This window comes from Pseudomonas sp. GW821-FHT03C07 (assembly GCF_059420925.1).
The window spans coordinates 161,294-174,184 of record NZ_JBWKUQ010000006.1 but is presented as its reverse complement, the minus strand read 5'-3'; the positions used below and the strand labels follow the sequence as shown (position 1 = coordinate 174,184).

General features: G+C 63.7%; 9 protein-coding genes. 5 read left to right on the top strand and 4 right to left on the bottom strand.

What is annotated here, in order from left to right; translation table 11 throughout:
* Positions 1-3: 3 nt before the first annotated feature.
* Complete coding sequence (gene motA / locus AC07VG_RS14380; RefSeq protein ID WP_495001282.1) at positions 4-855, bottom strand: flagellar motor stator protein MotA; 852 nt, start codon at positions 853-855, stop codon at positions 4-6.
* A 210-nt stretch (positions 856-1,065) separates the two neighbouring features.
* Between motA and AC07VG_RS14375 the strand changes: the two genes are divergently transcribed.
* The 4 genes from AC07VG_RS14375 (at position 1,066) to AC07VG_RS14360 (ending at position 6,353) form a co-directional block, all read left to right on the top strand.
* Entirely contained in the window at positions 1,066-2,604 is a 1,539-nt protein-coding gene (locus AC07VG_RS14375) for an HDOD domain-containing protein (protein ID WP_495001281.1), read from the top strand.
* 44 nt (positions 2,605-2,648) lie between these two features.
* Positions 2,649-3,464 (top strand): rhodanese-like domain-containing protein, encoded by an 816-nt coding sequence (locus tag AC07VG_RS14370; protein ID WP_495021387.1) that lies wholly within the window; start codon positions 2,649-2,651, stop codon positions 3,462-3,464.
* An 18-nt stretch (positions 3,465-3,482) separates the two neighbouring features.
* Positions 3,483-4,346, top strand: coding sequence for an archaetidylserine decarboxylase (gene asd / locus AC07VG_RS14365; protein ID WP_495001279.1), 864 nt, complete (start codon positions 3,483-3,485; stop codon positions 4,344-4,346).
* 204 nt (positions 4,347-4,550) lie between these two features.
* Positions 4,551-6,353 carry a cyclic-di-GMP receptor FimW-related protein gene (locus AC07VG_RS14360; protein ID WP_495021386.1) on the top strand — a complete coding sequence of 601 codons (1,803 nt, stop codon included), beginning with the start codon at positions 4,551-4,553 and terminating at the stop codon, positions 6,351-6,353.
* Between the two features lie 166 nt (positions 6,354-6,519).
* Here AC07VG_RS14360 and serB read toward each other — a convergent pair whose 3' ends face one another.
* A complete protein-coding gene (serB, locus tag AC07VG_RS14355; protein WP_495001277.1) occupies positions 6,520-7,734 on the bottom strand; it encodes a phosphoserine phosphatase SerB in 1,215 nt (404 codons plus the stop codon).
* A gap of 133 nt (positions 7,735-7,867) precedes the next feature.
* On the opposite strand from serB, the gene AC07VG_RS14350 reads away from it, so the two are divergent.
* Complete coding sequence (locus AC07VG_RS14350; protein ID WP_495021385.1) at positions 7,868-9,415, top strand: AhpA/YtjB family protein; 1,548 nt, start codon at positions 7,868-7,870, stop codon at positions 9,413-9,415.
* A gap of 230 nt (positions 9,416-9,645) precedes the next feature.
* Here AC07VG_RS14350 and AC07VG_RS14345 read toward each other — a convergent pair whose 3' ends face one another.
* Together AC07VG_RS14345 and parC are read right to left on the bottom strand one after the other, a co-directional pair.
* Positions 9,646-10,353, bottom strand: a complete 708-nt coding sequence (locus tag AC07VG_RS14345; RefSeq protein ID WP_495001275.1) for a PqiC family protein — start codon at positions 10,351-10,353, stop codon at positions 9,646-9,648.
* Positions 10,354-10,530: 177 nt separating this feature from the next.
* Positions 10,531-12,789 carry a DNA topoisomerase IV subunit A gene (gene parC, locus AC07VG_RS14340; RefSeq protein ID WP_495021384.1) on the bottom strand — a complete coding sequence of 753 codons (2,259 nt, stop codon included), beginning with the start codon at positions 12,787-12,789 and terminating at the stop codon, positions 10,531-10,533.
* Positions 12,790-12,891 lie beyond the last annotated feature (102 nt).

Genomic DNA, 12,891 nt, shown 5'->3' with positions numbered 1-12,891 from the left:
GACTCAGCGACCGCGAACCGCTTGTTCCAGCTCGGCGAAGCTGGGACGGTGCTTCGGATACAGGACCTTGCGCCCGAACTCCACCGCCAGCGAAGGCGGCATGCCGGAAGCCGAGGCCACCAGGCAAGCCTTGATCGCTTCGTAGATGTTCAGCTCTTCCTTGGCATCGTGGGTCAGGGACGTCGCCAAGGGGCCGAAGAAACCGTAGGCAGCGAGAATACCGAAGAAGGTCCCCACCAACGCCGCACCTACGTGCAGGCCGATGGATTTCTGGTCGCCCTCACCGAGGGAGGCCATGGTCACCACGATCCCCAGTACCGCCGCGACGATACCGAAACCGGGCATGGCGTCGGCGACGCCGGTCACGGCATGGGCCGGATGTTCCAGCTCTTCCTTCATGGAGAACAGCTCCATGTCGAACAAGCCTTCCAGCTCATGGGGCGCCATGTTGCCGGAGGACATGATGCGCAGGTAGTCGCAGATGTACGCGGTCATGCGCTCATCCTTGAGCACGGCCGGGTACTTGGCGAAGATCGGGCTGGCGGCGGCGTCTTCGATATCGCCCTCGATCGCCATCATGCCTTCGCGGCGACTCTTGTTGAGGATCTCGTAGATCAGCCCGAGGACCTCAAGATAAAAGGTGTGGGTAAACCGCGAACTGAACATGCTCAAGGACTTCTTGACCACGTGCATCGTCATGTAGCCCGGGTTGGCCTGCAGAAACGCACCGAAGGCCGCACCGCCGATGATCATCACCTCGAAGGGCTGAATCAGCGCGGCGATCTTACCGTGGGAAAGCACGTACCCGCCGAGCACGCTCGCGAATACGACAATGATGCCGATAATTTTAGCCATAGGTAGAGAGCACTTACTGAGTCGGGTTCAAGGTCATATTCGGAAGTTAATAAATCTCTTCTTCTACTTATCGGCAAAACTGCGCCAGACTATAGCCAGTTCAGGCGAAAAGCCAGAAAACCGGCCATGTGCCAGCTTGCACGGTCGATTGCGCAGCGCCTGCCCAGCCCTCTACGGGCCTGTTAACAGTGATGATGACCGCGCTCGAATATGGCTAACGAAACGACTGTCTCCACGCAAAAACCCAACACGCTGCAGGGCTGGATCAAGCTGCTGCAAGCCGTGCGTTTGCCCGTCCCCCAGGACAGTCACGACCGGGTCTGCCGCGCCATCCGCGACAGCCGCAGCTCACTGCGCGATATCGCCGAACTCATGCAGGGTAGCCCGGCCCTGGCGCTGAGTGTGATCTGCGAAGCCAACCAGCACACCCACGGCAGCATGACCGAGCCGGCGGAAAACCTTGAAGTGGCGATCAATCGCCTGGGTTTGAAACGCACCGAGGAACTGCTCGCACGTCTGCCAGCCAAGGCACCGGAAGAGATTCCAATCGCCTTGCGCCAGCTCCAGCTGATCAGCCAACACGCCAGCCAGCAGGCCAACGGTTTGTTCGCCGCGCGCCTGGCGCGCCTCTGGCAGGATATCCACTGGGGCAGCCTACTGTTTCTCTCGCCGCTCTGGCCGCTGGCGCTGACACACCCGAACCTGCTCGAAGACTGGGAGCTGCGGGTGATTCACAAGAATGAGTCGGCCGCGGCCGTCGAGCAGGAGCTGTTCGGCGTGCGTCTGCTCGACCTGTGCCAGGCACTCGCTGATATCTGGCGCCTGCCGAACTGGGTCACCCAGGGTTATCAGTTGCTGAAAACCGAATTGCGCACCCTGGCCAGGGCGCTGCACATCGCCCGTGACAGCGAGCACCGCTTGCACCAGCAACAGCGGCTCGACGCCGATCCGGAGCTGCGCCGCTGGCTGAACCAGCCCTCCAACACCGTGCTGCTGGCCAACGGCCTGGCCCTCTCGGCGCAACAGGCCTGGGACAGTCCGCACCACCTGCGTTGGCAATACCTGACCAGCCTGTACCTGCAACAACCCATGGACGAGTTGCAGCAGCAACTGCACCAGCAGGCGGCGCAGAGCGCCAACCAGCACAGCATGCCGGACCTCTGGCACCCGGCCGAGGCCCTGATCTGGCGCGGCAGCATGCGGCGTGTGCACAGCGGCCTGCTACCTGCGGCGGATCCTTCGCCCGAGGCCCTGGCGCTCTGGCGCAAACACTGCGCCGAACTGCTCGCCACCCCCAGCCGGTTCACCAACGCCATGCACCTGACCGGGGTCGCCCGCGATGCCCTGAGCACCTGCGGCCTGCGCCGGGTGATGATCCTGATGGCCGACCGAACCCAGAGCAGCTTGCGGGTGCACCAGATCACCGGGCTGGCGAAGGAGTCGGCCGGCCTGGTCCTGCAGGTCAGCGCGAGTCCGATCCTGCAACGGCTACTGAGCCAGCCGGCGCAGATCCGCCTGACCCCGGCCAACAACGCCCAGTTCTCGGCCCTGCTGCCCGGCAACCTGCGGGCGCAGTTCCCCGGCGAACACCTGCTGCTGCGCTCCTTGAGCAACAATGGCCGAGTGGTCATGCTGGTGCTGGCCGACCAGGGCGGCGGACCCTTTTCGGAAATGACCGTGCAGGCCTTCGGTAAAACCGCACAGTGCATCGAGAAGGCATTACATGCCTTTACCCACCGCGGCACCTGACGCTGCGTTACAATCCTCCCTTTTTTGCGCCCTGGAGACCTCACATGCCTGACTTCTCTGGCTTGCCGCTGGTGATCGAGCCCGGCGACCTGCTGCCCCGCCTCGATACACCCGAACTGATCCTGGTGGACCTGACCAGCAGCGCCCGCTACGCCAGTGGGCATATTCCCGGCGCACGTTTCGTCGATCCCAAGCGCACCCAACTGGGCCAGCCACCGGCTCCCGGCCTGCTGCCGCCGAAGGAACTGCTCGAAGCGCTGTTCGGCGAACTTGGTCACAACCCGGACGCGGTCTACGTGGTCTATGACGACGAAGGCGGCGGCTGGGCCGGACGCTTCATCTGGTTGCTGGACGTTATCGGCCACGCGCGTTACCACTATCTGGATGGTGGCCTGCACGCCTGGCTGGGCGAAGGCCGGCCCGTCGACAGCGACACCCCCGCGGCCGTCGGTGGTCCCGTGGCCCTGACCCTGCACGACGAGCCCACCGCGACCCGCGACTATCTGCAAAGCCGCCTCGGCGCCGCCGACCTGGCCATCTGGGACGCCCGCGGCCCGTTGGAATACAGCGGCGAGAAAGCCCTTGCCGCCAAGGCTGGACACATCCCCGGCGCGGTGAACTTCGAATGGACCGCCGGCATGGACAAGGAGCGCCAGTTGCGCATCCGCCGCGACATGCCGCAGATCCTCACCGAACTGGGCATCACTCCGGACAAGGAAGTGATCACCCACTGCCAGACCCATCATCGCTCTGGCTTTACCTATCTGGTCGCCAAGTCGCTCGGTTACCCGCGCGTCAAAGGTTATGCCGGCTCCTGGGGCGAATGGGGCAACCACCCCGACACCCCCGTAGAGATTTGAGATTTCCAAGGATCCTTGATGAAAAAGCGTTTGTTCATCCTCAGCCAGTACCTGCTGCCCCATCACCTGCTGTCGCGCCTGGCCGGCTGCATCGCCGAATGCCGCGTGCGCTGGTTCAAGAACGCCTTTACCGCCTGGTTCGCCCAGCGCTACCAGGTGGACATGTCCCAGGCACTGGTCGAGGACCTGACCGCCTACGAGCACTTCAATGCCTTCTTCACCCGCGCCTTGAAAGACGGTGCGCGCCCGCTGGATGAAACCCCGGGGGCGATTCTCTGCCCGGCGGACGGCGCGGTCAGCCAGCTCGGGCCGATCGAACACGGTCGGGTGTTCCAGGCCAAGGGCCACAGCTATAGCGTGCTGGAACTGCTCGGCGGCGATGCGACCGCCGCCGCACCGTTCATGGGCGGCGACTTCGCTACCATCTACCTGTCGCCCAAAGACTACCATCGGGTCCATATGCCCCTGGCCGGAACCCTGCGGGAAATGGTCTACGTGCCTGGGCGGATCTTCTCGGTCAACCAGACCACCGCGGAAAACGTCCCGGAGCTGTTCGCCCGCAACGAGCGGGTGGTCTGCCTGTTCGATACCGAACGCGGACCGATGGCCGTGGTCCTGGTCGGCGCGATGATCGTCGCCTCGATCGAAACGGTCTGGGCCGGTCTGGTCACCCCGCCCAAGCGCGAACTGAAAACCGTGCGCTACGACGAAGCCGCGCGCCAGCCCATTCATCTGGAAAAGGGCGCGGAACTGGGGCGTTTCAAACTGGGCTCCACCGCCATCGTGCTGTTCGGGCCACAGCAGGTACAATGGGTTGAAGGGCTGGTCGCGGGCTCGTCCGTGCGCATGGGCCAAGGCCTCGGTGCTCCGGCCCAGGCTTGATGAACCTCGGCGCCTTGCGGCTCGCGGGCTCTGTCGCGAGCCGCAAGGCGCCGGGTGCGGGCAACGGGTCGCCGTCGGATTGGACCGGCAAGGCTGCAGCGGCCCCGCAACCCTGCTAGAGTCATGGCATTATTTCGCCATCGTTTTTGTCATCCTGGCCTGTCGTTGGCCCAGGTTGTTTCGCTGCCGGAGCTGGACCGCTACATGAGCAATCCGAGTCCCCATCTGTTGTTGCGCGCACCGACGCCTACGCAGTTGAGCTTGTCTTTCTGCGATGCGACACCGCGCGACCTCAAGCGCTGGATCGCCGGCCTGCCGAAAGCCAATCTCGGGGAAACCGCTCGCCTGCTGTATCAGGGCCTGGGTGAACTCAACCTGCTGCTGACCCCCAGTGAAAACCGCTTGCAACTGCTGGAACTGCTGCGCCCCGAGGTGTACTACGTCTGCAAGCACCTGGAACGGCACTTTCTCAACCAGTCCATCGTCCTCGACGAACGTCCGAGAAAAGTCGCCAACCTCTGCCAGGCCCTGCAAAACCACCTGGCCATCGGTTACAAGCAGATCGCCATGCGCGTGGCCTCAAAGGGTGGCAAGGACCGCACCCTGCTGACCACCGCCATCCAGCGCGCGCTGCACTGTCTCAACGGGCCGCTGGTGCGCGCCAGCCAACTCTATTGCCCGGTTCCGGAAAGCCTCTGGTTCGAGGTGCACCAGCTCTATCAGGTAGCCTTTGCCCATCAGGTGCACAACATTCCGGTGTTCGACGAGCAGGCCAGCCAGCCACTGCCCCTGAGCGTCGAGCAAACTTACATTGTCGCCCTGCTGCTCGGTTGCGCACGCAGCAACCAGATGCGCCAGAACAACATTGCCCGCCTGGCCGAAGTCCTCGAACCCTGGAGCGCCCAGGTCAAGCTGCAAAGCGCCGAGCAAGCTTCCAGCCTGTTCGCCGTGGCGCCTGGGAGTGACGCCCCGCCACGCTATACGACCTTGTTCGCCGTCGAACAGCTGCCGAGCCTGATCGGGATCAACACCCTGCCCCTGGTCGAGGCCATCAAGGAATACCTCGAACTGCCCGTTGAGCTGCGCGGTCAGTCGCGGTTGCAGGTACCCAACGGCCTGAGCCTCGACGTCCTGCAGCACTTGAGCGGTGCCTGGGGCGAGGCCGCCGAACGGACCTTCCAGCGCACGCCGGGACAGGGCAGCCTGACCTTGTGTGTCGGCATGAGCGCACTGCACTTCTACCTGAGCGGCCAGCGTTCCTTCAGCGATATCCTCAAGATTCCCGCAGCCAGCCGGGCCGCGCAATTCGCCGCGCTGCTGTCCAACAGCGCCGAAAAGGACGCCTGGAGCCACGCCTTCGACGCCCAGCGCTCTGGCGGCGCCGATACACTGCTGCCCTACGAAGAAATCCAGTATCAAACCGGTGACGCCGACAGCAGTCAGGCGGCCCTCAATAGCATCGAAGACTTCCCGACCCATGGCCTGCTGATCATCAATCACAGCCCTGGCGGTTACTGCCTGGCCTGGCCCAGGGAAGTGCCCGCGCAATTGCAGGCCGGCGAAATGGTCGGCGTGCAGGATCCCTCAAGCCAGGGCTGGAGCGTCGCCGTGGTGCGCTGGATACGCCAGGTGCGCAGCGGCGGCACGCAGATGGGCATCGAACTGGTGGCCCCGCATGCCCAGCCTTGTGGCCTGCAACTGGTGCGCGGCGGCGAAGGTAACAGTCCGTATCTGCGGGCCCTGCTGCTACCGGAGATCAGCGCCATCGGCATACCCGCCACGCTGCTGACGCCACGCCTGCCATTCCAGGAAGGACACAAGGTGGTCATCAACAGCAACGGCGAGGAGCGTCGCGCCGGGCTGAACAAACGTCTGGCCAGCACCGGCAGTTTCAATCAGTTCGAGTACCGGCTGCTCGAACAGCCGGTGACGCCGAAGACCGATCCGAGTGCCGGCGGCCTGGGCGTGGCCGAGGATGATTTCGGCTCGCTGTGGAAGATCCTGTAGGCGCCGGCTTGCTGGCGATGACGCCCGGAAAGACGATGCAAACCTCAAGGGCCTCATCGCCGGCAAGCCGGCTCCCACAAGGGTTGTGGCAGTACGATATTTTGCGACGAGACACAGACCTGTAGGAGCCGGCTTGCCGGCGATGCGATCTGACAGACGCCGAAATTCAGCGCTGTCCATCCCGATCTTGCACACCCAGCAAATACAGCACCCCATCCAGCCCCAGGGTCGAAATCGCCTGTTTGGCCGCGTGCCTGACCAACGGCTTGGCGCGGAACGCCACGCCCAATCCGGCAATCGCCAGCATCGGCAGGTCATTCGCGCCATCACCGACGGCAATGGTCTGCTCCAGGCTCAGGCCTTCCTTCGCGGCCAACTCACGCAGCAGATCGGCCTTGCGCTGGGCGTCGACAATCGGCTCGACAGCCACCCCCGTGCACCGGCCGTCCACCACTTCCAGTTCGTTGGCGAAGACATAGTCGATGCCCAGCTTCGCCTGCAACTGCCTGGCGAAATAGGTGAAACCGCCCGAGAGGATCGCCGTCTTGTAGCCCAGGCGCTTCAACTCGGCGAACAGCACCTCGGCCCCTTCGGTCAGGCGCAGCGAGGCGCCGATGGCGTCCAGCACACTGACATCGAGCCCCTTGAGCAGCGCCAGGCGCTCCTTGAAGCTGGCGCGAAAATCCAGTTCGCCAGCCATGGCCCGCTCGGTGATGGCCGAGACCAGCTCGCCGACGCCTGCCGCCTTGGCCAGTTCGTCGATCACTTCGGCCTCGATCAGGGTCGAGTCCATATCGAACACCGCCAGGCGCCGGTGACGCCGGAACAGCGAGTCTTCCTGGAGGGCGATATCGGCATTCAGTTCCTGGGCCGCGTTGAGGAATTCGCGGCGCAAGGCCTGCGGATCCGTCAGTTCGCCGCGCATGGAGAGTTCGAAGCAGCTCTTGCTCAGGCCCGACGGCACGTCAGACGCTGCGTGCGCCGACAGACGGTCGATCCGCTCGACCTCCAGGCCGTGCCGCGCGGTGATCGACGTCACCCGCTGCAACTGCTCGGCGTTTACCTGACGGCTCATCAGGGTCACGACATGACGCTTGTGCGTGGCGCTGGCCATCCAGTCCCGGTGTTCAGCCTCGGAAACCGCGGTGAACCGCACCTGCTGCGCCTGCCCCGGGGCACTGGCTTCAATGTCCTTGCGGGCCGACGAAGACTGCGCGGCGTCGGCGAATTCGACCAGAATGCCGAACGCCAGGCTGCCATGGATAACCGCCTGGCGGATATCGAGAATGTTCACCGCAGCTTGTGCCAGCACGCCAGTCATGGCCGCGGTCAGACCCGGACGGTCCTCTCCGGTGATGCTGATCAGGACGATTTCGCGCAAAGCGCACCCCCGCTCGTTAAAAAAAACGCATTCTACCCACTTTCACTGACCATCGGGCACAGCCAGCGCTTTGCCGGTCTAGGGCCTCTCGTTATACTGCGCGTCAACTTCACGGACAAAAGAGCCGCGCTCAGTGAACCGGCCCACGCCAGTCAAAACCGATAATTTCTTCCTGCTGATCTTCCGGGCCTTGCGTCACCGCCGTGTACCGCTCGCCTTGCGCATTGCCAGCCACAACGTGATCCTCGTCGCGCTGGCGCTGGTGATCTATGCCTGCGTGATGGGATTGCAGTTCAAGGAAGCCATGCACCAGCAGGCCGATGCCCTCGGCCAGAGCCTGACCACCCAGACGGCCACCTCCGCCACGGAACTGCTGGTGTCCAACGACATCCTCAGCCTCAACGTGCTGCTGAACAACCTGACGAAGAACCCGCTGGTGGCCCATGCGGCGATCTACAGCGTCGACAACCGCATCCTCGCCGAGGCCGGCCAGCGCCCGAAAAACGGCCTGCTGGGCGAAGCCGAAGGGTTGTACCAGACCAAGATCACCTTCCAGGACGTGACCGCCGGGCATCTGCGCATCAGCCTGGACATGGCGCAATTCCAGCAGCCGATGACCATCAGCCTGCAAAGCATGGGCATTCTCAGCGCGATCCTGCTGGCCCTGGCCCTGGCCTTGAGCCTGCGCCTGGGCCGGCATATCTCCACGCCACTGCTACAATTGCGGGTCTGGTTGCGGGATATGGACGAACACACCCCGGCGACCCAGCGCCAGGATGAAATCGGCGACCTGGCGCGCCAGCTGCATTCGCGCTTTGCCCCGGTCAAACCGGAGCCCGAGCCGGAACCGGAAATCGATTACGACGAACACGACTACGCCGAGGAAGAACAGGCCGAACCCGCCTTCCAGGTCCGCAACCTGCGCGATCCAAGCTTCGACGAGACGGCGGCGGCCCCGCTGCCCAAGCCGGCGCCCCGGCATGTCGTCAGCAACGTGGAAGATGAACTGGACGACGACGAAGATCCGTTCGCCGACCTGCGGGAAGACCCGCGTACCGCGAGCGGCGCGGCCGTGAAGCCGCAGCCGGTAGCACCGAGACAGCCACAGCACAGCGCGGTGTTGGCGGTGCAGTTGGGTGCCCAGGACCAATTGCGGCGCCTGCCACGCGCGCGCCTGACAGAACTGCTGGACCGTTACCGCGACTGCCTGGACCAGGCTGCCTCGCTGTATGAGAGCGAGCTGCACACCCTGAACGATGGCAGCACCCTGATGCTCTTCCATAGCGAAGACAGCGGTGACGACTACCTGACCAACGCCATCTGCTGTGGCGAACTGCTCCGGGCGTTGGGCCACCAGTTGCAGATCGAGGTGGCCGACAGCGGCATCACACTGCAACTGCAGCTTGGCCTTACGTTGGGCAACGCGTTGTTCGGCCTGAGCCAGATCGACCTGCTGCTGACGGAAACCGCCCAGGACGCCCTGGCATTGTCGCAGCACAGCCGCAACCTGCTGCTGGTGGAACGACGCATCAGTGATGACCCGCTGATTCGCCAGCGCGCGCGTATCCGCCCGATTGCCAGTCCCGAGGGGGCTTGCTGCGTGGAGCGCTTGATGGAACCGTATCCCTCGATGCTGGAGCGCCAGCTGGCGCGGATGCACGAGACCCGGGCCAAGAGCTGATCGACGATCGCCCAAACACCACAAACCCTGTGGGAGCCGGTTTGCCGGCGATGAGGCCCGTGAGTCTTGTAGCGCTCCAGCGGACGCCATCGCCAGCAAGCCGGCTCCTACACCAGCAGACCGTGCATGACGATGGTTTGAGGTGAACATACAGCCATCCTTGGCCCAACAAAAAGCCCGCATTCGATGCGGGCTTTTTGTTGACTGAGCACTGACTTCAGAAGCAGGCCTCAGAAGCGAAACACTTCCATATCCGTACGAATCGGCGAAGCCATCGGGATCTTCGGCTTCTCGGGTTCGGCCTGCTTGGCCGGGGCCGGAGATGCTGCCTTGCGGTTTTCCACCAACGGCGCCTGATTGGCCAGTGGCTTGAGTGCCATGCTCAGTTGCTCGGCCAGGCGCTGCAACAGCTCGCCCTGGGCCTGCACCTGTGCCGCCGACGTCCCGCTGTGCTGCTGCTCCAGATGGACGATACGGTTATCGCGCACCTGCCCACGGCGGTCGAGCAAACGCCACTGCGCATCGAGAATCGCTGGTTGATGGGCACCGGAATCCAGTCGGGTAATCGACAACAGTACCTGCACATCCGGCGTGCTCCCGGCAATCGCCGGTGCCAGCACCACGCGCTGGCTATCCAGACGCCAGGCCAACTGGCGGACCAGCAGCTGATTGATGTCGGACGACAGGCTGCCGGCCCAGCGACCGTCGGTCGCCGCTGTCAGGCTGCCATCGGGCTGGCGCTGCAGCAGGCTTTCGCGTTGCAGGTAATCGGCCAGGGAAACCGGCCCGAGCACCACCGACATCCCCGCGCTTTGCTGAGGCTGGCCGGGCGTGCCGCTGTCCAATTGATACAGGGAAACCGGCTGGTGCACGCTGCATCCGGCCAAGCCAAGCAGGCCCGTCAGCAGCACGATAAAAGGAAGGCGCAGAACAGTCATCATCCCATCCAGGTGGCCGCCACAAGGCCCTGCCACAGTCTGATCCAAAAATTCGTTTGGGCACGCCGCCACGCGGGTGCCGCAAGAGGCGCATATCATCCGTGAATATGCGCCCTGACTCCAGTGCCACAGTAGCGATCTTCCTGCTAATACGCTGAACGAACGCTCTAAACCGCTTTAACTGAGACCTTCTACCAACAAGGCATCAACCCGCTGGAAGCCTCGCGGCAGCTTGTTGCCACGCCGGCCACGCTCGCCCTTGTAGTGCTCCAGGTCATCGGCCTTGAGCGACAAGGTGCGTTTGCCCGCCTGCAACACCAGGGTCGCGCCGTCCGGAATCACCGCCAGGTCAGTGACGTATTCCTCGCGGCTGGCCACGCGTTCACCGGGAATCCCGATGATCTTGTTGCCCTTGCCCTTGCCCAGTTGCGGCAGGTCGCTGACCTTGAAGATCAGCAACCGGCCTTCGGTGGTCACCGCCGCCAGCCAGTTCTGCTCACGGTCGGCCACCGGCTTGGGCGGCATCACCTTGGAGCCGTTAGGCAGGCTCAGCAGGGTCTTGCCCGCCTTGTTCTTGGCCTGCAGGTCTTCACCCTTGACCACAAAACCATACCCGGCGTCGGAAGCGATGACATACAGGGCCTCGTCTTCAGGCAGCAGCACGCACTCGAAGCTGGCTCCCGGTGGTGGTGTCAAACGACCAGTCAGCGGCTCGCCCTGGCCACGGGCCGAAGGCAAGGTATGCGCCGCCACCGAGTAGCTGCGCCCGGTGGAGTCGATAAACACCGCGAACTGGTTGGAGCGCCCCGCGGCCGAGGTCTTGAAGCCATCACCGGCCTTGTAGGAAAGGCCCGTAGCATCAATATCATGGCCTTTTGCACAGCGAACCCAACCTTTTTCCGACAGAACGACCGTCACCGGCTCGGTCGGCATCAGTTCGTTTTCCGACAGGGCCTTGGCTTCGCTACGGGCGACAATCGGCGAGCGACGGTCATCGCCGTAGGTTTGCGCATCGGCCAGCAGTTCGTTGCGGACCAGCTTCTTCAACTTGGCTTCGCTAGCCAGCAGCGCTTGCAGCTTGGCCTGTTCCTTGAGCAGCTCATCCTGCTCGTTGCGCAACTTCATCTCTTCCAGCCGCGCCAACTGACGCAGGCGGGTATCGAGGATGTGGTCGGCCTGGATCTCGCTGAGGTCGAAACGCGCGATCAACTCGGCCCGCGGGTGTTCCGCGGTGCGGATGATATGAATCACTTCATCCAGATTGAGGTAGGCGATCAGCAAGCCGTCCAACAGGTGCAGGCGCTTCTCGACCTTGTCCAGGCGGAACTTCAGGCGTCGGCGCACGGTGTTGACACGGAACGACAACCACTCCACCAGCAAGGTGCGCAGGTTCTTCAACTGCGGCTTGCCGTCGAGGCCGATGATATTGATGTTGACCCGGTAGCTGGACTCCAGGTCAGTGGTAGCGAACAGATGCTGCATCAGCTCATCGAGGTCGATGCGGTTGGAGCGCGGGATAATCACGATCCGACACGGGTGCTCGTGGTCGGACTCATCGCGCAGGTCGGCGACCATCGGCAGCTTCTTGGCCTGCATCTGCGCGGCGATCTGCTCCAGCACCTTGGCCCCGGAGACCTGGTGCGGCAGGGCATGCACGACGATATCGCCGTCTTCGATGCGATAGACCGCGCGCATGCGCACCGAGCCACGCCCGGTTTCGTAGATTTTCAGCAGGTCGGCTTGCGGCGTGATGATTTCCGCTTCGGTCGGATAATCCGGGCCCGGAATGAACTTGCACAGGTCCTCGACGCTGGCACTCGGATCATCCAGCAGATGCACGCAGGCGCTGGCGACTTCCCGCAGGTTGTGCGGCGGCACGTCGGTGGCCATGCCCACGGCGATACCGGTGGTGCCGTTGAGCAGGATATTCGGCAAACGGGCCGGCAAGACCGCCGGTTCGTCGAGGGTGCCGTCGAAGTTCGGCACCCAGTCCGCAGTGCCCTGGCCCAGCTCGCTGAGCAGCACTTCGGAATACCGCGACAGCCGCGACTCGGTGTAACGCATGGCCGCGAAGGACTTCGGATCGTCCGGCGCCCCCCAGTTGCCCTGGCCATCCACCAGCGTATAGCGGTAGCTGAACGGCTGGGCCATCAGCACCATGGCTTCGTAGCAGGCCGAATCGCCGTGGGGGTGGAATTTGCCGAGCACGTCGCCGACGGTACGCGCGGACTTCTTGTGCTTGGCGTCGGCATCCAGCCCCAGCTCACTCATGGCGTAGACGATCCGCCGCTGTACCGGCTTCAGGCCGTCGCCGATATGCGGCAGCGCACGGTCCATGATCACGTACATGGAGTAGTTGAGGTAGGCCTGTTCGGTGAAGTCAGCCAATGACCGGCGTTCTACGCCATCCAGGCTGAGATCAAGGGAGTCGCTCATGCGGGCCTCATCAGTTCGTAGTCTGGCGCGGCGGCGTTAGCACCGCGCAGGTGAATTCGGGGGTATTCAACACGCGGGCCCGGCAGCCGTGGTTCGCCGCCG

Excerpts from the sequence above, each read along its gene's own strand:
- parC (WP_495021384.1), bottom strand. The coding sequence starts at position 12,789 with ATGAGCGACTCCCTTGATCTCAGCCTGGATGGCGTAGAACGCCGGTCA.
- AC07VG_RS14345 (WP_495001275.1), bottom strand. The coding sequence starts at position 10,353 with ATGACTGTTCTGCGCCTTCCTTTTATCGTGCTGCTGACGGGCCTGCTT.
- asd (WP_495001279.1), top strand. The coding sequence starts at position 3,483 with ATGAAAAAGCGTTTGTTCATCCTCAGCCAGTACCTGCTGCCCCATCAC.
- motA (WP_495001282.1), bottom strand. The coding sequence starts at position 855 with ATGGCTAAAATTATCGGCATCATTGTCGTATTCGCGAGCGTGCTCGGC.
- AC07VG_RS14375 (WP_495001281.1), top strand. The coding sequence starts at position 1,066 with ATGGCTAACGAAACGACTGTCTCCACGCAAAAACCCAACACGCTGCAG.
- AC07VG_RS14370 (WP_495021387.1), top strand. The coding sequence starts at position 2,649 with ATGCCTGACTTCTCTGGCTTGCCGCTGGTGATCGAGCCCGGCGACCTG.
- AC07VG_RS14360 (WP_495021386.1), top strand. The coding sequence starts at position 4,551 with ATGAGCAATCCGAGTCCCCATCTGTTGTTGCGCGCACCGACGCCTACG.